This is a genomic window from Nitrospirillum bahiense (assembly GCF_007828025.1).
Lineage (GTDB): Bacteria > Pseudomonadota > Alphaproteobacteria > Azospirillales > Azospirillaceae > Nitrospirillum > Nitrospirillum amazonense.
The window spans coordinates 105,089-125,280 of sequence record NZ_VITO01000005.1; the positions used below are offsets into that span (position 1 = coordinate 105,089).

Annotated in this window: 18 protein-coding genes; 10 read left to right on the top strand and 8 right to left on the bottom strand. The window is 65.9% G+C overall.

Features of this window, described 5'->3' with window-relative positions; all coding sequences use genetic code 11:
* The first annotated feature begins 30 nt into the window (after positions 1–30).
* The 3 genes from FBZ88_RS08930 to FBZ88_RS08940 all read left to right on the top strand — a co-directional run bounded on the left by FBZ88_RS08930 (position 31) and on the right by FBZ88_RS08940 (position 3,152).
* Positions 31–1,218 (top strand): aromatic ring-hydroxylating oxygenase subunit alpha, encoded by a 1,188-nt coding sequence (locus tag FBZ88_RS08930; RefSeq protein WP_145616494.1) that lies wholly within the window; start codon positions 31–33, stop codon positions 1,216–1,218.
* 146 nt (positions 1,219–1,364) lie between these two features.
* Positions 1,365–2,156: a 4,5-DOPA-extradiol-dioxygenase gene (gene ygiD, locus FBZ88_RS08935; protein WP_145616495.1), complete on the top strand. Its 792-nt coding sequence runs from the start codon at positions 1,365–1,367 to the stop codon at positions 2,154–2,156.
* A gap of 15 nt (positions 2,157–2,171) precedes the next feature.
* Complete coding sequence (locus tag FBZ88_RS08940; protein WP_145616496.1) at positions 2,172–3,152, top strand: PDR/VanB family oxidoreductase; 981 nt, start codon at positions 2,172–2,174, stop codon at positions 3,150–3,152.
* An 81-nt stretch (positions 3,153–3,233) separates the two neighbouring features.
* Here FBZ88_RS08940 and FBZ88_RS08945 read toward each other — a convergent pair whose 3' ends face one another.
* Both FBZ88_RS08945 and FBZ88_RS08950 read right to left on the bottom strand, forming a co-directional pair.
* Positions 3,234–4,259, bottom strand: a complete 1,026-nt coding sequence (locus FBZ88_RS08945; protein ID WP_145616497.1) for an AraC family transcriptional regulator — start codon at positions 4,257–4,259, stop codon at positions 3,234–3,236.
* Positions 4,260–4,416: 157 nt separating this feature from the next.
* Positions 4,417–5,406 (bottom strand): helix-turn-helix domain-containing protein, encoded by a 990-nt coding sequence (locus FBZ88_RS08950; protein ID WP_211102581.1) that lies wholly within the window; start codon positions 5,404–5,406, stop codon positions 4,417–4,419.
* A gap of 228 nt (positions 5,407–5,634) precedes the next feature.
* Between FBZ88_RS08950 and FBZ88_RS08955 the strand changes: the two genes are divergently transcribed.
* The 6 genes from FBZ88_RS08955 (at position 5,635) to FBZ88_RS08980 (ending at position 13,082) form a co-directional block, all read left to right on the top strand.
* Complete coding sequence (locus tag FBZ88_RS08955) at positions 5,635–6,828, top strand: 4-hydroxybenzoate 3-monooxygenase (RefSeq protein WP_186464290.1); 1,194 nt, start codon at positions 5,635–5,637, stop codon at positions 6,826–6,828.
* Between the two features lie 87 nt (positions 6,829–6,915).
* Positions 6,916–7,419: a MarR family winged helix-turn-helix transcriptional regulator gene (locus tag FBZ88_RS08960; protein ID WP_246138577.1), complete on the top strand. Its 504-nt coding sequence runs from the start codon at positions 6,916–6,918 to the stop codon at positions 7,417–7,419.
* A 31-nt stretch (positions 7,420–7,450) separates the two neighbouring features.
* Positions 7,451–8,167 carry a DUF899 family protein gene (locus tag FBZ88_RS08965; RefSeq protein ID WP_145616498.1) on the top strand — a complete coding sequence of 239 codons (717 nt, stop codon included), beginning with the start codon at positions 7,451–7,453 and terminating at the stop codon, positions 8,165–8,167.
* Between the two features lie 266 nt (positions 8,168–8,433).
* The gene (locus tag FBZ88_RS08970; protein WP_145616499.1) at positions 8,434–9,198 is read left to right on the top strand and encodes a pentapeptide repeat-containing protein; all 765 of its coding nucleotides are present in this window, start codon (positions 8,434–8,436) and stop codon (positions 9,196–9,198) included.
* Between the two features lie 166 nt (positions 9,199–9,364).
* The gene (locus tag FBZ88_RS08975) at positions 9,365–12,655 is read left to right on the top strand and encodes an nSTAND1 domain-containing NTPase (RefSeq protein WP_145616500.1); all 3,291 of its coding nucleotides are present in this window, start codon (positions 9,365–9,367) and stop codon (positions 12,653–12,655) included.
* 10 nt (positions 12,656–12,665) lie between these two features.
* Positions 12,666–13,082, top strand: coding sequence for a DP-EP family protein (locus FBZ88_RS08980; protein ID WP_145616501.1), 417 nt, complete (start codon positions 12,666–12,668; stop codon positions 13,080–13,082).
* 181 nt (positions 13,083–13,263) lie between these two features.
* Here FBZ88_RS08980 and FBZ88_RS08985 read toward each other — a convergent pair whose 3' ends face one another.
* The 4 genes from FBZ88_RS08985 to pcaH form a co-directional block, all read right to left on the bottom strand.
* A complete protein-coding gene (locus tag FBZ88_RS08985; RefSeq protein ID WP_145616502.1) occupies positions 13,264–14,097 on the bottom strand; it encodes a hypothetical protein in 834 nt (277 codons plus the stop codon).
* A 98-nt stretch (positions 14,098–14,195) separates the two neighbouring features.
* Positions 14,196–16,253, bottom strand: coding sequence for a Kelch repeat-containing protein (locus FBZ88_RS08990; RefSeq protein WP_145616503.1), 2,058 nt, complete (start codon positions 16,251–16,253; stop codon positions 14,196–14,198).
* Positions 16,254–16,460: 207 nt separating this feature from the next.
* Positions 16,461–17,063, bottom strand: coding sequence for a protocatechuate 3,4-dioxygenase subunit alpha (pcaG, locus tag FBZ88_RS08995; RefSeq protein ID WP_145616504.1), 603 nt, complete (start codon positions 17,061–17,063; stop codon positions 16,461–16,463).
* Between the two features lie 3 nt (positions 17,064–17,066).
* Positions 17,067–17,798, bottom strand: a complete 732-nt coding sequence (gene pcaH / locus FBZ88_RS09000; protein WP_040847479.1) for a protocatechuate 3,4-dioxygenase subunit beta — start codon at positions 17,796–17,798, stop codon at positions 17,067–17,069.
* 156 nt (positions 17,799–17,954) lie between these two features.
* On the opposite strand from pcaH, the gene FBZ88_RS09005 reads away from it, so the two are divergent.
* Positions 17,955–18,890: a LysR family transcriptional regulator gene (locus tag FBZ88_RS09005; RefSeq protein ID WP_246138578.1), complete on the top strand. Its 936-nt coding sequence runs from the start codon at positions 17,955–17,957 to the stop codon at positions 18,888–18,890.
* Here the strand turns inward: FBZ88_RS09005 and FBZ88_RS09010 are convergent.
* On the bottom strand, positions 18,883–19,701 hold the full coding sequence (locus FBZ88_RS09010) for a hypothetical protein (protein WP_145616506.1): 819 nt from the start codon (positions 19,699–19,701) through the stop codon (positions 18,883–18,885). The two genes, FBZ88_RS09005 and FBZ88_RS09010, sit on opposite strands and share 8 nt — an antisense overlap.
* Before the next feature lie 94 nt (positions 19,702–19,795).
* Positions 19,796–20,185 carry a 4-carboxymuconolactone decarboxylase gene (gene pcaC, locus FBZ88_RS30525; RefSeq protein WP_211102582.1) on the bottom strand — a complete coding sequence of 130 codons (390 nt, stop codon included), beginning with the start codon at positions 20,183–20,185 and terminating at the stop codon, positions 19,796–19,798.
* Between the last annotated feature and the right edge of the window lie 7 nt (positions 20,186–20,192).

A 20,192-nucleotide genomic window follows, 5' to 3' on the forward strand; every position in this document is an offset into this window, starting at 1 on the left:
AACAAGGGGCATGGCGTGGGGGTTCAAACGATGAAGCACTCTTTCCTGAATGACGCCTTTTTCAGCGGCCTGGACAGTTCGGCCCTGGGCGTGGAGGCGGCGGAGACCTTGCCGCCGCTGTGCTACACCGACCGCGAATTCTATGAGTTCGAGAAAGAGGCGCTGTTCAATCACGAATGGCTATGCGTGGGCCGGGAATCCTGGGTGAAGGAGACGGGCGACTACTTCACCACCAGCATCATCGATGAACCCATCGTGGTGGCGCGTGGCCGGGACGGCATGATCCGCGCCATGTCCAGCGTCTGCCAGCACCGCGCCATGCTGGTGGCGGAGGGGCAAGGCAACACCCGCGCCTTCCTGTGCCCCTACCATCACTGGTCCTACGGGCTGGACGGCCAGCTGATCGGCGCGCCGGCCATGGAGAAGACCTGTAACTTCGACAAGAAGGACATCAAGCTTCCCCAGTTCAAGGTCGAGGTCTGGCACGGATTCATCTTCGTCAACTTCGATCTGGACGCCCCCGCCCTGGCCCCCCGGCTGGCGGCGCTGGAGGGGGTCATGGCGCCCTATTCCATGGCGACGCTGAACGGCCCGGCACCGGATCGGGACATCAAGTTCCCCTGGAACTGGAAGGTGATGTTCGAGAACAACAACGACGGCTATCACGCCAACCGTCTGCACGGCGGCGCCCTGCATGACTTCGTGCCCTCGCGCCTGGCGGCCTTCCCCGACGACCTGCCGGCGGACACCGCCGGATACTACCGCACCAACGGCACCCTGCACGCCGACGCCAGCTTCAACCCCACGCAGAAGGCCATCCTGCCGGTCTTCCCCGCGCTGGGGGAAGCGGAGCGCAACCGCATGCTGTTCGTCAACGTGCCGCCCACCCTGTCCCTGGTCATCACCAGCGACATGATCATCTATCTGATCCTGCGGGCGGATGGGGCGGAGACGCACCTGATGGACCAGGGCTATCTGGTGGCGCCGGGCGCGCTGGAGGATCCGCTGTTCGACGACAAGCTGGCGATGAACAAGCATTCCACCGCCGCCATCATCGCCCAGGATCTGCATGTGGATGAGATGGTGCAGGTGGGCCTGCGCTCCCGCCACGCCATCCGCGGCCGCTATTCCTGGCAGGAACAGGCGCAGCGGGAATTCAACGGCTGGCTGGTGCGCCGCTATCAGGACACTTGGGCCCGCGTGAAGCCCACCGCCTGAGCCTGATAAAGTGCGGCACGAGGTCCATCTCGTGCCGCTAGGCTGCGACCGCAGCCGCCGGAACCTTTCGGGGAGCGTAGCGGACTGAAAGGTGAGGATAAGGCAAGCCGGCGGACGCCGGTGCCCGCCGCCTGAGGGACTAAAAAATGACCACTAACCGCCTACCCACCATCTTCTTCGGCCATGGCAGCCCCATGAACGCCCTGGAGGACAACGTCTGCACCCGGGAATGGACCAGGATCGGGCGGCTTCTCGGTGCGCCCAAGGCCATCCTGGTCATCTCCGCCCACTGGTACACCCGGGGCACGGCGGTGACGGCCATGGAACGGCCGCCCACCATCCATGATTTCGGCGCCTTCCCCCAGGCCCTGTTCGACGTGCGGTATCCCGCACCGGGCAGTCCGGAACTGGCCACGCGCGTGGCGGAGGTGCTGGCGCCCCTGCCCGTTATCCAGGACCAGAAGTGGGGCCTGGACCACGGCACCTGGTCGGTGCTGGTCAAGGCCTTCCCCAAGGCTGACATTCCGGTGGTACAGCTGAGCATGGACGGAACCCAGCCAGGCGCCCACCATTTCGAGGTGGGGCGGCGGCTGGCGGCCCTGCGTGACGAGGGCGTGCTGATCGTGGGCACCGGCAACGTGGTCCACAACCTGGGACGCATGAACTGGGACCCCAGCACCCCGCCCTATCCCTGGGCCGCCCGCTTCAACGACCTGGTGAAGCAGTGCATCGCCAGCGACACGCCCCAGCCCATGATCGACTTCCAGAAGGCCGGACCGGACGCCGCGGCCAGCATCCCGTCACCCGACCATTTCCTGCCCTTCCTCTATGTGCTGGGCACCCGACAGCCGGGCGACGCCGTGACCCTGGTCAACGACCGGGTGGAACACGGATCGCTCAGCATGCTGACCGTCGCCTTCGGCGACCTGGCCGCCTGACGGGGGTATGGGACGATGACCGGCACCGATGACTGGTTCCCCGTGCGCGTCACCGCCAAGGTGCGGGATGGGGGCGACGTCTTCCTGTTCGACCTTGCCGACCCGATGGGCGTCCCCTTGCCCGCCTTCCAGCCCGGCGCGCACATTGATGTGGCAGTGGGGGGGGCGGGGGACGGCACCGGCTTGACCCGCCAGTACTCCCTGTACAGCGCGCCGGCCGATAACCGCCGCTACGGCATCGCCGTGCAGCGGGAGGCCGAGGGACGCGGCGGATCGCGCACCCTGTGCGACACGGTCGCGGCGGGCGACACCGTGCGCATCCGCCGGCCCCGCGCCCTGTTCACCCTGGCGGCCGGGGCGACATCGCATGTCATGATCGCCGGCGGCATCGGCATCACGCCCCTGCTGTCCATGGCGTCGCACCTGGCGGGGGAAGGCGGCGTCACGCTGCACTACCTGGTGCGCAGGCGCGAGCGTGCCGCCTTGCTGGACACCGCCCGCCAGGCGGTGGGGCCGGAGAACCTGCACCTGCACGTGACAGCGGAAACGGGGCGGCCCGATCTGGCCGTCCTGATCGGCCCACCCGCCCCGGGGCGCCATTTCTATCTCTGCGGTCCCGCCGCCCTGCTGGACGCGGCCATCGCCACGGCCGAGGGCCTGGGTTGGCCGGCCGACCATATCCACCTGGAACGCTTCGCCGCCGAGCCTGGGACCGATGCCAGCGCCAACCGCCCCTTCCTGTTGCGCCTGCGCTCCACCGGTGCCGTCATCCCCGTCATGGCCGACCAGACAGCGGCCGAAGCCCTGGCCGGCGCCAATGTCGAGTTGCCCATTTCCTGCGCCGAAGGGGTGTGCGGCGCCTGCATCACCGGTGTGTTGGACGGCACGCCGGAGCATCGCGACTGCGTCCTGACGGAGGCGGAGCATAAGGCGAACCGCCTGTTCACCCCCTGCTGTTCCCGGGCGGTCAGCGAGATGCTGGTGGTGGACCTTTAAGATGCCTCTGCCTGGATCCCAACACCGCAAGGTCCAACGGCGCCCCGCAGATGGGGCGCCGTCGCCGTTTATAGGCCGGCCCTATTCCGCGAACTGACGGGCGGCGGCACCCTCCGTGCCCGCGCCAGGCGGCACCTGGAAATCGCCGTTGTCGTTATCAGCCAAGCCCGCCGACTGGCGATAGGCGCGCGGGGTGGTGCCATACCGGTCGCGGAAGGCGCGGCTGAAGTGCGCCGCCTCGTTGAAGCCCCAGCGGAAGCAGATCTGGGAAATGCCGAGATGGGCGAAGGTGGGGTTGATCAAATCATGCCGGCAGCGTTCCAGCCGGCGGTTGCGGACATAGCCGCTGAAGGTCTGGTCGACCTCCTTGAACAGCTTTTGCAGATAGCGGGCGGAGCCGCCATATTCGTTGGCCACATCCTCCAGCGTCAGGTCAGGATCGCTGAGCCGGGTCTCGATGATCTGGCAGATCCGCTGCAGCGCCATGGAGCGGATGCCGGCCGAACCGCGCGCCGTCTGCACCTGCGGATTGTCGGCCAGGGCCGTCATCAGGAACTCTGACAACGCCATGTCGATGGGTCGCAGCGGACCTTCGGTCAACGTGCCGAATGTTTCTGCCAAAGCCTTGAGCATTCCCGAAAGCACATGCCCAATTCCTGACCGCCCCGGCAAATGCAAAACACCGAAAGATAGCGGCGTTATCAATCGAGGGTTGACCGCCGACTTGGGAATTAGAGCGTAAAGGACCTGGAATTTGGTGCTGAAGGACAACGAGGCGGGGATTCCCGTCTGGCCATAGATGATATCCTGCGGCGCCAGCTCCAGTTTACCACCCGGATGAGTCAAGGTGGCGCTTCCCTCGATCAAGACAATCAGCCAGACAGCGTCCACCTTCTTCATCAGGCGGCCGGATATTTCCTGCGGCGAGGAAGTGATGCGGGCGAATTCGATGCCAAGAGGCGACTTCAGGCACAACAATTTGGCGAAGAAGTCTTCATCTTCCGGCAAATGGTCCAGTGGAAGCTTCAGTTTCTCCAGCGCGTCGCGCCATACGTCGCGACGCTGCTCGACGGGGAACTGATCGGTGATCAAGTGCCATGCGGTCATCGGAACCCTCGCGCCCCCGTGTTGTCAGGCGACAGGCCGCCCCTGCTGGGCGGCCGCGACTACCGGATTAAGCGCAACATCCATACCGTTAAGAATCAAAATCATTTAGCCGGCAGGCGGCCGCATGCGCCAGGCGCGGGCCCCGGCAAGCCGTTGTTTACGTATCAGCGATCGGGGACGCCAGTGGGTCCGGCGGTTCCAGCGAGGCGGTATCGGCAACCGGCCATTCCGCCATCAGCCGCCGTCGCCAGACGCGCGGCGCCTCGCCACTCTGCTTGTTGAAAAAACGGGAGAAGTAGGCCGGATCCTCGAAGCCCAGTTCATAGGCCACGGCAGCAATGGTCTGGCCGCTGTAGAGGATCAGGCGCTTGGCCTCGGTCATCAGCCGATCCTGGATCAGGCCGATGGCAGGGCGCCCGGTGACCGCCAGGCAGGCCGCGCGCAGGGTGGAGGAGGAGGTGCGCAACTCCGTCAGGTAAGCGTCCAGCGGCCGGTGGCTGCGGTAGTGCCGCTCCACCAGAGCGCGGAAGGCCGCCACCAGCGCCACCTGGCCGGAGCGGCCGCCGGCCGCGGTGCTCATCGCCTCGGGCGGGCGCGCCACCCGCAGCATGGCGGCCAGCAGCAGCAGCATATGCCCCTCCGCCGCTGCGCGGTGGCCGGCACCCTGGCCGCGCAGTTCACCCAAGATGCCATCGGCGGCGGCCAGCACGGCGGCGAAGGCCTGCCCCTGCCCCGCCATATCCAGGCAGGCGGGTTCCCGAGCCAGGACGGCGAAGGCGGGATCGCGCTGGGCCAGGCCGCGCAGGATGCGGTCGGACAGGGTGACGACCCAGCCTATGGTGCCGCGTGCGAAGGCGAAGCCGTGCACCGCGCCGGCCGGCACCAGAATCAGGGTGGGCCCGTCGAAGGTCCAGGTGCGCTGGTCCGCCTGCACCCGCCCCCCGCCCTCGCGGATGGCCAGGAATTGCACCAGGTCGCCATGCTGGTGCGGGCGGATGCGCCAATCCACCAGGCTGCTGCGGTCCTCAATCAGCTCCACATGCAGGAAGCGGTCCTCGGCCGTGGCCGGCGCCTCGCCATACAGGGAAAAGACGGGAATGTCCGGACGGCTCATGACCGCCGCGTCGGCGTGGTGGAAAAATGCCAAGAATAGATCGATATGGCCGATAACATGTATCGATAGGCTCGATGGTTCTAATGCCCCGCCCTGTTAGGTGGGCAGACGGTTATCTTGGGCGATCGTTGCGAAAAAATCCAATTTTTGTGAACCCCCGTCCATTCCAGGACGGCCTTGCCCACCCCTATCGTTCCGGGGTCGGCCGGCCTGATGCAGGCGGTCCAGGATAAAAATCCCAGCCTAGGGAGGGCCCACCCCATGGTCGCAACACCCAAGATCCGCACCCAGGTCGGCATCATCGGCGCCGGTCCCGCCGGCCTGTTCCTGTCGGAACTGCTGCACCGCCACGGCATCGCCAGCGTCATTCTCGAATCCCGCACCAGGGAAGAGATCGAGGGCACCATCCGCGCCGGGGTGCTGGAGAACTGGACCGTCGATCTGATGAACCAGCTGGGCGTGGGGGAGCGCATGATGCGCGAGGGCCATTTCCATACCGGCATCACCCTGCGCTTCAAGGGGCAAAGCCATCACCTGGACATGGTGGAGCTGACCGGCGGCAAAAAGGTGACGGTCTATCCCCAGCATGAGGTGATCAAGGACCTGGTGGCCCACCGCCTGGCCCAGGGCGCCGAAATCCATTTCGGCGTGAGGGACGTGGCGCTGCACGACATCATCAGCGACCGGCCGTTCATCACCTACGCCCAGGCCGACGGCACGCCCGCCGTGCTGACCTGCGACTTCATCGCCGGCTGCGACGGTTTCCACGGCCCCAGCCGCCAGGCCATCCCGGCCGCGGCGCGCAAGGAGTTTCAGAAGATCTACCCCTATGGCTGGCTGGGCATCCTGACGGAGGCGCCGCCGTCCCACCATGAGCTGATCTACGCCCGCCATGATCGGGGCTTCGCCCTGCTGAGCATGCGGTCGCCGGAGATCCAGCGCCTGTACGTCCAGTGCGATCCCAAGGACGACATCGCCCTGTGGCCCGACGCGCGCATCTGGTCGGAATTGCACCAGCGGCTGGAAACGGTGGACGGCTGGACCCTGACCGAGGGGCCCATCATCCAGAAGGGCATCATCGCCATGCGCAGCTTCGTCTGCGAGACCATGCGCCACGGCCGGCTGTTCCTGGCGGGCGATGCCGCACACATCGTGCCGCCGACCGGCGCCAAGGGCCTGAACCTGGCCGTGGCCGACGTGCTGGTGCTGTCCCGCGCGTTGGAGAAATTCTACGCCCAGGGCGACAGCGCCGGCCTGGACGCCTATGCCGCCACCTGCCTGGCCCGCATCTGGAAAGGCGAGCGCTTCTCCTGGTACATGACCACCATGCTGCACACCGATGAAGCCGCCAGCCCCTTCGAGCATCGCATCCGCGAAGCCGATCTGGATTACGTCGTCAGCTCCCGCGCCGCCGCCACTGCCCTGGCCGAGAACTATGTGGGGCTGCCCATCTGACCCCGCGATATGACTCACCCGACGCGGCGGCCACCTGGCCGTCGCGTTGTTCTTGACTCATAAGGTTGATATCAACATAAATGGCTGATGTCCAAGACGCTCGACATCGCCGCCACGGCCCTGGGCACGACGATGCCCGACGCCACCGTGCCCTATGCCACCACGCTGCATGTGCGCGACCATTGCCTGTGCCTGCATCTACAGCGCGCCGCCCGCCGGGTGGCCCGGCGGTTTGACGAGGCCCTGCGCCCGGTGGGCCTGACCAACGGCCAGTTCTCGCTGCTCATGTCGCTCAACCGGCCGATACCCGCCCGCCTCGGCCCGGTGGCCGAGGTGTTGGCGGTGGACCGCACCACCCTGACGGCGGCGTTGAAGCCGCTGGAGCGGGACGGCCTGCTGACCGTCACCGTGGATCCGGAGGACAGGCGCGGCCGGGTGCTGACCCTGACCCCCACGGGGCTTGAGCGGCTGGCGGCGGCCCTGCCCATTTGGCGCGCAACCCATGCGCAGATCGAGGGCTGGCTGGACACCGGCGATACCGGCCAACCGGGCCCCGACCGCCTGCGGGCGGACCTGGCCGCCCTTTCCTGAACGGCAAAAACCAACGGAGGAGTTCGTGACCATGGATGCCCCCACCCTGATCCCGGCCGACCAGTTGGCCCGCGACAATCCCGTGCGCTTCCCCAACGAAAGCGCCGAGTACCGTGCCGCCCGCACCGCCCTGCTGGCGGAGGAGATTGAGCTGCGCCGCCATCTGGAACGGGTGGCGGCGCAGCGCCGTGCCCTGCCGCCCGGCGGCCCAGTCACCGGCGATTACCGCTTCGTAGGCGAGGATGGCGACACCACCGACTTCGCCGGCCTGTTCGGGACCAAGGACACCCTGGTGCTCTACAGCTATATGTTCGGCCCCCAACGCCAACGCCCTTGCCCCATGTGCACCAACCTGCTGGGCGGGTGGGAGGGCAACGCCGCTGACATCGATCAACAGGTGTCGCTGGCCGTCATCGCCCGGTCACCCATCGACAAGCTGCTGGCCTGGAAGCGGGAGCGCGGCTGGCGCCACCTGCGGCTCTACAGCGACGCCGACGGCGCCTACTCCCGCGACTATTTCGGTGTGCTGGCCGACGGGTCGGAAATCCCGGCGCTGAACGTCTTCACCCGGCGCGACGGCACCATCCGCCATTTCTGGTCGGGCGAGATGACCGGTGCCACCGCCGACCCCGGCCAGGATCCGCGCGGCGCGCCCGACCCGGCGCCATTGTGGATGGTGCTGGACTGCACCCCAGGCGGCCGGCCGCCGCACTGGTATCCCAAGCTGGATTACACGCCCCAGGGGTAATTCGGCTGATACCGGAAGGACGGGTGCATTGGCGGACGCGCGGCGGGTTCTACTTCAACATCCTCCCGCCCCCAGCCGATGTCCGCCCCATGTCCCGTCTCCTCCGCCACGCCGCCACAGGCCTGTTGCTGGCCTTGGTGCTGACCCAATGCGCCCTGACCGCGGTAGTGCGGAACGAGCCGCCGCACCTTGCGCAGAAGGCACGATGACGACAGCCCCGCCCACGTTATCGTAGGGCCCTCCCCGTGGTTGACGAGGCTGGCCGGATGGACATCGACACCCTGGAAGATCTGCTGGCCACCGGCTTGGTCCGCGACGCCCGCCTCACCGCCATGGACTGGCGTGACCTGGATGCCGCCGGCTGCCGGTTCGAGGATTGTGTTTTCGAGGATGTGCGTTTCACCGCCATCGACTTCAGCGACGCCCATTTCAAGAACTGCCAGTTCATCCGCTGCCGCCTGTCGCACGCCAAGCTGCGCGACGCGGTGCTGGAGGAGTGCCGCTTCATCGACCCGGAGGACAAGACCGCCGGCTGCACCCTGGCCTTCAGCGACCTGCGGGCCGCCCGCCTCAGCCGCTGCGACCTGTCATTCGCCACACTGGACCGCTGCACCCTGTTCGACGTGGAGGCGGAAGGCTGCACCTTCCTCGGCGCGCGCTTCCACCTCGTGGATTTCCACCACGTGCTGAGCCGCACACAGACCGTGCATCGCGCCACCTTCCGCGACTGCACCTTCGAATTGGCCGACCTGTCGCGGCTGTCGCTGCGCGACGCCGTGATCACCCGCTGCCGGCTGCGGGAAACCGACCTGCACGCCGCCGACCTGACAGACGCGGATCTGCGCGACAGCGACCTGTTCCAGGCCATCGTCACCGACGCCAAGCTGGATGGCGCCGACCTGCGCGGGGCGGAGGTCAGCGGCCTGGATATCCGTCAGTTGGCGGGATACAGCGGCCTGAAGATCGCGGGCGACCAGCAGCATCTGTTGCTCGCCGCCGCCGGCATCGAGGTGTGCGGAGACGGTGCCTGAGCTGCCCCTTTCCCCCGGCGATCCCATCGCCGCTGGCCGGCCATCACGAGCAGTTCCGAAATACTTCCTCTATTTTAACGCATTAACCCTTTTGGGGATGTGCTAAAAGCACCCCAGGGGCAGATGCCCACACGGGGAATGGGTGTGGGCCCAGCGGGGGGAAGAATTGCAAACGAAGAGCTTTCACTTCGGTGACTGGCTAGTCGATGCGCAGACCTGCACATTGAGGCAAGAGCAGGGGAGTCATGGGCTGGCCCCGCAGATCTTGAAGGTCGAGCCGCGGGCCATGGATGTCCTGCTGGCCCTGTGTGAGCGCTCGGGCCAGATCCTAAGCGCGGACGACCTGTTGAACCTATGCTGGGACGGTCTGGCGGTAGGGGAGAACCAGGTCCACAAGGCGATCACGCAGTTGCGCAAACTGCTGGGCGATACCGCCGGTGACCCCAGGTACATCGAAAACATCCGCAAACGCGGATACCGCACCGTGGCCACGGTCACCCCCGTCGCGGCGGATGGCAAGACCACCGTCCTGGACATGTGGATCGACACCTCGCCCTTCGTCGGCCTGGACGCCTTCGATGAGAGGCACGCGACCGTGTTCTTTGGCCGGGACACGGCGATCGCCCAATTGCGGGCGACCGTGGCCGCCCAGGTCGCCGGCGGGCACGACCTAGTCCTGATCCTGGGCCCCAGCGGCAGCGGCAAGACATCGCTGGTGCAGGCGGGCCTGATTCCGTCCCTAAAATCGCAGGACCGGCTTTTCCCCTTGCTTGGTACCAGCGTCCTGGATCTGGGCGATGTCCAGGACATCCCCCTGCCTTTGGCCATCGGCGGCGCCCTGCTGGACCTGGAGGTTGACGGACGCCCCCTGCTGCAAGGGCTGAGCGCCGACACCATCGGAACGGCCCTGACCGGGGTTGATCGCCCCCTGTTCCTGGACGAAGCGGTTGGCCCCCCTCGGGACGGCCGGGCCATCCTGTTCATCGACCGCCTGGAAGCGGTATTCCACGACGCCACCGTCGGCGAGGCGCAGCGGTTGCAGTTTTTTACCGCGCTGGGTCACTTGGCGCGCAGCGGACATATCCTGGTCATCGCCGCTTGCCGCAACGATTTCTACCCTGATGTCGCCGGCGAACCGTTGCTGATGACCGCCAAAGCCCGAGGGGGACATTTCGACCTGGGACCGCCCACGCGGGCCGAGATTATCCACATGATCAGGCTGCCCGCCATTGTCGCCGGGCTTCGTTTCGGCACCGATCCGGAAACCGGTGAGCGGTTGGACGACATGCTGTGCGACGCAGCGGCGGACCAGCCGGACGCCCTGCCCCTGCTGCAATACACGCTGCACGAACTCTATCTGCAGCGCAGTACCAGCCGCGAACTGACGATCGCCGGCTATCGCGCCCTGGGTGGCCTGGGTGGTGCCATCGGCAGGCGGGCCGACGCCACGCTGGAGGGACTTCCCGCCACCAGCCGGGCCGCCCTCAGCCGCGTCCTGTCGCTGGTGGTCACCGTGGGCGCCAGTGACGAGGCGGCGCGCAGCCGGCGCATACCCTGGAGCGCCCTGGCCACACCGGAGGAACAGACCCTGGTCGACACCTTCGTGCGGCAACGGCTGTTCGTCTCACAAGTCTATGACGGTGAACCGGTGTTTGGTGTCGCCCATGAGGCCATGCTGCGGCAATGGCCCCGGGCCACCGCTTGGATCGCTGACCACCGTCGCTTCCTCAAGGCCCGCAGCCGAATGGAGGAGGCGGCGAAGCGCTGGACGGCGGAGGGGCGCCGCGTCGATCTTTTGCTGCCCCGGGGGCAGCAACTGGAAGAGGCGCGGGAATTGGCCGACTTCGCCCCCATCCCCCTGGATGCCGGGGTGCGCGCCTACATCGACGCCTCGGCGGCGCGGGCGCGGCAGGCCGAACGACGGCGCCTGGTGGCCATGGCCAGCTTCGCCGTCATCGCCGTCGTCGCCGGCACGCTGGGCCTGGTGGCCCGCCAGGCGGAAAAGGCGGCGGAACAGCGCAAGCATCAGGCGGTGGACCTGATGAACTTCATGGTCGGCAACTTCGCCGACAAGCTACGCCCTTTGGGCCGACTGGATCTGCTGTCGGACATCGGGGAAAAAGCCCTGAGTTATTTCAGTCAAGAAAACTTGTCATCACTCACCGCAGAAGATCGGAACCAGCAGGCGCGTGCCTTGCAGACCTTGGCAGAGGTGGCGCGATCGCGCGGCGACCCGAAAAGCGGGCAGGTGGCCTTGGCCAGGGCGAAAAGCTTACTTGATACGAATTTGGCAGAGGGCCTGGAAAGCCAGGAGCTGCTGAAGGATCTGGGTGCCGACGCCTTCTGGATGGGCCAGATCAGCCTGGACCAGCGTGACGTGGCGCAGGCCGAGACCTTCTTCCGGGACTATGAACGCTATAGCCAGCGCATGGTGGCGCTGGCGCCCAACGATGTCGATGCGTGGATCGAACTGTCGTACGCCCGCACCAACCTGGGGTCGGCCGCTCAAGCGCGCGGCGACACCCAGGCGGCCCGGAGATTGTTCGAATCCTCCCTCGCCCTGAAACGGCGCGCCCTGGAACGCCGGCCTGACAACCGCAGCCTGCGCAGCGGCATCGCCAATACCCTGTCATGGTTGGGATCCGCCCATGAGGCGGAGGGGGAGTTGCGGGAAGCGCTCTCACTCTTCGCTCAAGAGAAAGAGCAGTTCCAGTCCCTGCGGGCCACGGCACCGTCGGAACTGCTATGGACCTTCCGTCTGGTGACGTCGCTGTATCGCCGGGCGCGCCTGCTGTACGCGCTGGGTGATCTGGATGCGGCCGCCGAAGAGCTTGGCCAGGCGCAGTCCCTTATCCAAGACCTGACGGCCCGCGACGCCAGCAATCAACTTTGGCAACAGACGCAAATCAAGCTCCGCGTGTTCGCGGCTGAGATTCTGAATGGCCGTCAGAAGTTTGATGAGGCATTGGCCATTCTGTACGCGAACGCCGGAACATTGGCGCAAATCACCGCGCGGGGCGAGGGAAGTGCGGAATGGCAACTGGCCGAGACCGGCAATCAATTTCATGTCGCGGATACTTTACTACGCATGGGCCGAGCAAATGAATCAGCACACGTTCTAGAATCCGCCTTGGACAAACTGCGCATCATGCCCGAAAGCCGCCAACAGGATCTGGATTATCGCCAACAAATGGCACGTGGCCTGTTTCAAATGGCGATGATACATCGCGCCAAAGGACAGAATGATCTAAAAGAAAAATTGTGCGAAGAGTCCCTGCCCATTGCTCGCTATCTTATTGATAAAAATCCCAATGACTACTATAATATAGACACTTGGATCCGTATCAATTTGTGCCTCGGAAATAAAATATCCGTTGGTGTTTACATATCGACACTCGATAAAATTGGATATCGCGACCCAAGTTACTTATTGATCTTGTCACAATTTGAGAAATGAGGAGACCGCGATGACCACGACCGTCAATCCGCCCCCCCCCATCACAATCACCATCACCGCGATCGCGCCCAACGCTTGGACTTATGAGGGGCCAGGCGTCGATCCGACGACCGGCCACATCACCCTCCCAAACCAAGGCCCAACCCAGATCATCTACCAGCTCGCTGAGGATTTGCAGGACACCTACAATCTCGTCTTCGCCAACTTATCCCCGACACATTGCATAACCGCGCAGGTCACCCAGATCACCTATGGTGATTCGACGATCACGATCAATGACGCGAATGACTGGGGCCCCGGCGCCACGGGCCGCCGGCCGTTCGGCTTTATCCTGGTCGCCCGGCTGAACAATGACACCGGGACCGCCATTCTCAGCCCTGACCCTGAGGTTGACAACAATCCGCCGATCCGGCCGCCGGTGGCCTGATCTTCGGAATGAGATGACGCGATTCCTGGTTCCAGCACCGCTGGGGCCAGGTCCGTGTCGGCACGTTTTTTTGAAACGACCAGGCCAATCACGTATGAACCGGGGCATCGCCGCAAGGGGTTGCCCGGTGGCGTTGCCCCGGCCCTGACGGCGGCGGGGTCTACCGCGTCAGCGTGGAAAGTCAGCCCGGAATTTGGCGCGATACCGGTTCGGCGAACTCGATGCGCATCATGGCATCCGCCCAGTCGGCCAAGCGCCTCAAACCGGCGTCGGCCCATTGGTCCGGCGGGCCGGTGTCGATCATGGCACACACCTGCCGGCAGTCGTTCCGAATGGCCGCCAAGGCGTCCATAGCGGACGACCGCGGGGCGGTGGTTTCGACCAGCCTGTCAATCAACAGCGCCAACTGGGCGGCCTGACGTAGCGCCGGCCCAGCGCCAGCCCACCACTCCAGCGCCAAGCCCATCGTCGCCAGGACATCCACCGGAACCGGCGCCGGCCGGGCGACCGCCGGTCCAATCTGGACGATGCCGCGCGCCGTCAGGATGGCCCCATCCCCCCCAGTCGCCAACCCAATGTCGGTGATGGCGACCACGATGGGCCCGCCTTCAGCCAACAAGTTCCCCACCAAGCATTCCGAAGCCGCGTCCAGTTGGCCCTCCATCGTGGCCATGATGGCCCGGAAGCGGGTAAGGTCGTCGCCCTCCATCACCGAACCCAGGTGCCGGGCGATACCCCTCAGATGGCCGACATAGCTGGCCCCCATCGCCAGTTGGTTGGCCACCACGTCGAAGAGCGCATGGATGGCGGGCCCTGCGGCTCCCGGCCGGCTGACAAGGGCCTGGTACCTTCCCTGGTCGCTCCGCCCCTCCCGGACCCGCTGCCGGCAGTTCAGCGCCAGGGCGATGATACCGTGGCCGATCAGGCCCTGGTGGAACCCTTTCCACAAGGTGTTCTGCCAAAATCCGTATTCCGCCGCCAAGCCGGGCGCCTGCTGGGCGACGAACGCCGGCATCCGGCCGCTTCTGAGGGCACTGAGGCATCGGGCCAGCGCGATCAGCCGATTGCAAAACTCCAGGATGGGAAGCGGCGTGCCACTCATGGAGATGCCGCTCATGAAGGCAGGGACGGCAGCCGAACCATACCGCCGTCGGGCATCATGCGGTGAAGGTCCCCCTTGCCGTCACAGTGGTAGGCCACGTCCGTGTCACTGGCGAAGATGGCCGTCGCTTCCGAGGCCACATAGGTTCGGCACGGCGGCTGCACCCTCGTATCAATATGCCAGAGGGCACCCAGCCCGCAGGCCCCCGCCCCGGAGGCGATGCCCAACTGCTCACCGGTCGACATCTGGGCAAGGGCGTTGATACAGGCCCCCACCTGCCGGGGCGCGCCACCGGCCAGCGCATCGTAAAGGTAGGCACGGTTGTCGGCATCCACCATGCCCAGCTTGTTGCCATTGGCCCGGATCGACAGATAGGCGGCGCGCCCCACCCGTCCCCAGTTCTGACGGGCGGGATTGTAGCGGTAGAGCGTCTGGCTGTTGTTGGTCAGGGCGAAGACGACGCCGGCGGCAACGGCGATCTGGGCGGCGACGTCCGGTCCCGGCAGCATGGGCAGGGCTGTCCAACTTTTGCCCATGCCGTTGTAGCGGTGCACCCGCCCGTCCCCCGGGGCCTGATTCACCGCGTATATCGTCCCCTGCCCTACGGCGACGCACGACGCGGGGAAGGCGGAGATGGTGGTCCAGGCCTGGGTGAAGCGGTCATACAGCTTCACATGATAGCTGGAGGAAGCCCCGGTGCAGGATTGAACGGAGGCGACCGGCGCGCCGTCGATGGCCACCAGGTCATAGCCATCGCTGGCACAACTGAGGGCCGTGACCTGCATGTCGGTCCAGCCGGGTGACGACGGGGAATGATGGTACATCCGACCCGAGGCGGCGATACGGAAGACATCGTCGCCCGCCACGGCGACGGTGGACGGCGCGCTGAGCTGCGCGGGCGACGGCCATAGGTGCAGGGACAGGGCATCGGACAGGCCCGCATCGGCCATGACGGCACCCCATTCCCCTCGCGCAGCCGACAGGTCGCCGTCGTCCAGCGCGGTCGACACCTCGGACGGCAAGCGCCCCAGCAGCCAGGCCAACGCCGCCAATTCCTCCTGCGCGGCTTGCACCATGGGTGCCACGCCCATCAATTGGGCCCCCATTCCCGCCAGCAGCATGGCCGCCGCCTGCCCCTGCCGCCACCGGTCGAGCTTGACCTCGATCAGCGCCTCAAGCTTGCCCAGCTGGCCTTGGATTAGGGACAGGTCGATACCACCATTGTGCGTGCCGACAACCCCACCTGGGATCATCGACCAGCCCAAGGGATTCCAGCACATCGTCAATCCCACCACCCCCACGGCCACGGAGGAGGCGCCACCCAGGCCGGCGTCAATGATGCGGCTGGTCTCGGCCGCGATGCAGGCCTGGGCATGGTGGACGGCCATGGTCATGGCCTTGGCCTCGCCAGCATGGGTCGCCAACAGTTGCCCAAGGACACCAGTTTGAGGGGCGGCCCCCAGGCCCGTGGCGGCGGTCGCCAGCCATTGCCCCTGCTGGGTGACCATGCCGAGCAGGGCGGAGACCGCTTCGCTCCGTCGCCGGACGGCCCTTTCGCAGGCTTTCAGGGGATGGGCGCACGGCAACCGGCCGGCACCTTGGCCGGACCGCCCCGCCAGGGCGTCGTCCAGAACGCGGGTCATGTCCGCCAGCAGACGCGGCAACGACGCCAGTTGGGAAAAGACGCTGGGCAGTTCGGCGCCCCGCCGGGGCGTGATCCAGGTCCCGGCTTGCGCCTGAAACGTCGCGAACTGATCCCGGAAGGCATCATACGATGCTTGTGGTGACGGCACCCCGGATTGCGGAAAGGGGGATTGCGGTACGGGATAGGTGTCGCCGAACAGAATGGCCGGCATCGATGCCTGCGTCAGCGCGAAAAGATAGCTGCTGGTCGCCGCCAGGCTGAAGGTCGCGGCCGTGGTCCGCTCCACCAACGTCTGGGCGATGCGGCCCAGCCTGGTCGCGGCCGGCCTGCGCGCCGGCAACCGGGCATGGACACCAGGGCCAACCAATATGCGGCGCCCCAGGGTCGCCTCGGGCGTCATGATGGCCGGCATCGTCGCGTTCATGCCCAATTCCCCTCCGCTGCAGTCCCTGCCGCTTCCCAAGGAAAGCTGGCCGACGGAGGTTAAGTCCGCTGTTCGCGCGCCGGTCCTTCTGAAATTCTTCTATATGACAAAATATTGATTTTATTAGTTTTTTCTCAAGAACGGAAATCATGCGAAAAAGGCCCGGTCGGGCGGACCGGGCCTTTCCAGCACCTCGATGGGAAACGGTCAGCAGTCGAAGAACACGGTTTCCTTGTCGCCCTGCAAATGGATGTCGAAGCGGAAGGTGGGCACGTCCGATCCCCCTTGGCCCCCGGCCTGCCGCGTGGCGATCAGGGTCTGGCGGCGGTTCACCAACTCGATGGACAGCAGCGCCGGATCGGCGGCGTTGGCCTCAGGACGGTCATCGAAATAGACGCGGGTGTGCAGGTGGATGTTGATGCCGCGCGCGAACAGCAGCAGGGAGCAGTGGGGCGCTTGCAGCCGGCCGTCGATCCAGGGCGTGGCGCCTGGACGGATGGTCTCGAACCCCCACAGGCCCGTCTGCGGGTCGGCGCCGACGCGGCCCCAGCCCCGGAAGCCGGGGGCGTTATAAGCGCCGGTGCTGTCGGCCTGCCACAGCTCCAGCATCACGTCGCGCAGGGGATGGCCGGAACCGTCCCACACCACGCCCTCGATGCGGATCTGCTCGCCCGGCACGCCGCCGCCCGCCAGGACGTGCAGCTTTTCCTGGGTGCGGAGGTTCAGGCCGGCGAAGTGAGGCAGGCAGCCAATATGGACGTAGGGGCCGCCGGTCTGCGAGGGGGTTTCCTTCAGGTATTGGACAGGCATGGCTCAGTTCCCCTCCGGCCGGTTCTCAAAGAAGGTGGAGCGGCGGCCGCGCAGCACGATGTCGAAGCGGTAGACCAGGCTATCGAAGGGCACCATCTCGTTCATGTCGAGCTTGGCCACCAGCATGTCCACCGCCGCCTTGTCGCGGATGGTGCCGATGATGGGGCACAGCGGAATCAACGGGTCGCCCTCGAAATACATCTGGGTCACCAGGCGCTGGGCGAAGGCGTTGCCGAACAGCGAGAAATGGATGTGTGAGGGGCGCCAGTCGCTGTTGTGGTTCATCCAGGGATAGGGCCCCGGCTTGATGGTGCGGAAGAAATAGCGCCCGTCGTCGTCGGTGACGCAGCGACCGCAGCCACCGAAATTGGGGTCCAGCGGCGCCAGGTAACGATCGTTGCCGTGGCGGTAGCGGCCGCCGGCGTTGGCCTGCCAGACTTCGACCAGGCTGCCCTTCACCGGGCGCCCCATCTCATCAACCACGCGGCCGTGGACGATGATGCGCTCGCCAATGGCCTCGCCGCCAGTGGTGATGTAGTTGCGGATCAGGTCGTTGTCCAAAGGATCCAGGTCGCCATGGCCGAACACCGGGCCGGTGCGCTCGCCAATCGACTGGCGCAGGGACACCAGCGCCTTGCCCGGCGAGCGCAGGACGGACGTCTTGTATGGCGGCGTGAAGGCCGGCGGATGCCAGGCACGGTCGCGCCGGGCGAACTCTCCAGTATCGCTACTCATCTCAGGTCCCGTCCTCCCGGGATTGGTTCTTGAGAGGCGGGCCACGATGCGGCGCCCACATCTTTCACCCCCACCCTAGACCAATCGATGGTTCTGAAAATCCCATGCATGGGCATATAATCCATCGATATGGTTCATGGATTGGTGGGGGCATCGTTGGGCAGTTTCGATCATCTGGGGGTGGACGGGCACCTGCTGCGCCTGTTCGTGACGGTGTATGAGGAGGGGTCGGTCTCCGCCGCTGCCCGGCGGCTGGACATGGCGCAGTCGGCCGTCAGCCACGCGCTGAACCGCCTGCGCCGCCTGGCAGGCGACCCCTTGTTCGTGAAGTCCGGCCGGCGCATCGTCGCCACCCAGCATGCGGAACGCCTGGTGCCCCAGGCGCGGTTGCTCATGGATGGGTTGAAGGCCCTGACGGCCGGTGACGGCTTCGACCCGGCGCAGGCCCGCTTGTCCTGGACGGTGGCGGCCAACGACTTCCAGCGCGACCTGCTGCTGCCCCGCTTTTACGCCCGGGCGGCGGCGCAGCTGGCGGACCTCCGCCTGCAGGTCATCCCTTCCGGCCGGCCAACCAACGAGATGCTGCGGGAGGCGCGCTGCGACCTGCTGATCTCCCCCGCCCCGCCGGAAGGGCTGGACATCATCCAGAAGCGGCTGTTCGACGACCGCTATGTCTGCGTCTTCGACGGCGCGCGGCGGGCCGCCCCCGCCAGTGCCGCCGCCTTCCTGGCCGGGCGCCACGTCACCGTGGTCCACCCCTCGGCGGACCCGCTGAACTTCGACAAGGCACTGGAGGGGCTGGGCATACACCGCGACGTGGTGGTGTCGGTCGCCAACTTCTCAGGCCTGGCGCCCTTCCTGCGCGGCACCGACCTGATCGCCTGCATTCCCGGCCGGCTGCACAGGGTAGAACTGCGGGAGTTCCACGCCGCCCCTCTCCCCGCCGACCTGCTGGCCGCCGCCCCGCCGGGCACGGACGCCCTGCGCATGTACATGGCCTGGCACCTGCGCAGCCAGCACGACCCCGCCCAAGCCTGGCTGCGGGCACAGTTGGAGACCGTGGTGCGGGACGTCGGAGAGGCCCCTAACTAGCCGTAGGGATGAGGGCGGGCATTTTTACGTCCTCGTCGCACTTCTTCAGCATGCGACCCGTATCGCTGGAGCGCCCCGCGACCTGGCGGCAAGACCGAAGCGCCAGATGGAAGATCAGATCGAAATCCTGGAGCTGGGGCTCGAAAGACAAATCCGGCGTCTTTAGAACGCGATGAATCTCCGCCGTCACTTCTTCCATATTCTTGAAAGGTTCGGCCCGTCTCTCCTTTTGAACGGCATAGGCGATGCCCTCGAGCGCCGACCGGTACGTCGCCGCCATGCGATGCCCGGCGAGCGCCAAGTCACCCGCCGTCTTGGCGACATCCAGGGCCAGGCGCAGATAGTTCTGGCCAATCAGGTCGTCCGCCACGTCGCCGAACTTCTCCCGGGGAATCACGGACAAGGCCAGTTTGTAGATGCGCCCTTCCAACGCCGGCACCTGGGCTTCGAATTCCGCGGCGTAAACGGTACAAAGCTTGGCCATCGCCGCGCAGTCCTTATTAACGGACGCAATGTTCCTCATTTCCACCAGCTGATGGGTCACGCGGCCCAAGGCCCAAACATAATCATCCGCATCATTGGCGTTGCTGATGGTTTGCTCACCCGCCGCCGCGATTAGCGCCATGGCGATGGCCGCGCGGTAAACTTGTGCGTTTTTGGACGGCATGGGCAGCAGATGGTCGTCCATCATCGCCCCTGAAATCCCGCCAGCCCGATGAAGATCAGAGTCCACCATTTGGCGCGCTGGCACACACCCGCTGAGCAAGCCGCCCAGCATCACCGCCACCGCCCCATACCATCCCGTGACCATGGCCGCCCCCGCATTCCATGAGATCCCGGTAGTTAAACCTATAGTATGGGCACCATCAATATCCTCTCGTTATTCGGGCGATGGTCTGCTTGACCTAAGCCCCCGCCTCGTCCAAGCCCGCGAACACCTCCGCCGCCTGATGGAAGGCGGTGTTGGCGGCCGGCACGCCGCAATAGATGGCGCTCTGCAGGATCACTTCCTTGATCAGGTCCTTGGACACACCGTGCTGCAGGGCGGCGCGGACGTGCATCTTGAACTCCTCCCCCCGGTTCAGGGCGATCATCATCGCCAGGGTCAGCAGGCGGCGGGTGGGGTGGTCGATCGCGGGTCGCGTCCAGATCTCGCCCCAGGCATAGCGGGTGATAAGGTCCTGGAACTCGGTGTTGAACTCGGTGCGGCCGGCCAGCGCCCGGTCGACATGGGCCTCCCCCAGCACGGACTTGCGGGTCGCGAGGCCCAGGTCGAAACGGTCTTGCTCATCCATGGGGTCT

What these genes read in the sequence shown, in the direction of transcription:
- pcaH (WP_040847479.1), bottom strand. Translation starts at nt 17,798, where the DNA reads ATGAGTAGCGATACTGGAGAGTTCGCCCGGCGCGACCGTGCCTGGCAT.
- pcaG (WP_145616504.1), bottom strand. Translation starts at nt 17,063, where the DNA reads ATGCCTGTCCAATACCTGAAGGAAACCCCCTCGCAGACCGGCGGCCCC.
- FBZ88_RS08990 (WP_145616503.1), bottom strand. Translation starts at nt 16,253, where the DNA reads ATGAACGCGACGATGCCGGCCATCATGACGCCCGAGGCGACCCTGGGG.
- FBZ88_RS08980 (WP_145616501.1), top strand. Translation starts at nt 12,666, where the DNA reads ATGACCACGACCGTCAATCCGCCCCCCCCCATCACAATCACCATCACC.
- FBZ88_RS09010 (WP_145616506.1), bottom strand. Translation starts at nt 19,701, where the DNA reads ATGGTCACGGGATGGTATGGGGCGGTGGCGGTGATGCTGGGCGGCTTG.
- FBZ88_RS08940 (WP_145616496.1), top strand. Translation starts at nt 2,172, where the DNA reads ATGACCGGCACCGATGACTGGTTCCCCGTGCGCGTCACCGCCAAGGTG.
- FBZ88_RS08965 (WP_145616498.1), top strand. Translation starts at nt 7,451, where the DNA reads ATGGATGCCCCCACCCTGATCCCGGCCGACCAGTTGGCCCGCGACAAT.
- FBZ88_RS08955 (WP_186464290.1), top strand. Translation starts at nt 5,635, where the DNA reads ATGGTCGCAACACCCAAGATCCGCACCCAGGTCGGCATCATCGGCGCC.
- FBZ88_RS08970 (WP_145616499.1), top strand. Translation starts at nt 8,434, where the DNA reads ATGGACATCGACACCCTGGAAGATCTGCTGGCCACCGGCTTGGTCCGC.
- FBZ88_RS08930 (WP_145616494.1), top strand. Translation starts at nt 31, where the DNA reads ATGAAGCACTCTTTCCTGAATGACGCCTTTTTCAGCGGCCTGGACAGT.
- ygiD (WP_145616495.1), top strand. Translation starts at nt 1,365, where the DNA reads ATGACCACTAACCGCCTACCCACCATCTTCTTCGGCCATGGCAGCCCC.
- FBZ88_RS08945 (WP_145616497.1), bottom strand. Translation starts at nt 4,259, where the DNA reads ATGACCGCATGGCACTTGATCACCGATCAGTTCCCCGTCGAGCAGCGT.
- pcaC (WP_211102582.1), bottom strand. Translation starts at nt 20,185, where the DNA reads ATGGATGAGCAAGACCGTTTCGACCTGGGCCTCGCGACCCGCAAGTCC.
- FBZ88_RS08985 (WP_145616502.1), bottom strand. Translation starts at nt 14,097, where the DNA reads ATGCCGGCGTTCGTCGCCCAGCAGGCGCCCGGCTTGGCGGCGGAATAC.
- FBZ88_RS08960 (WP_246138577.1), top strand. Translation starts at nt 6,916, where the DNA reads ATGTCCAAGACGCTCGACATCGCCGCCACGGCCCTGGGCACGACGATG.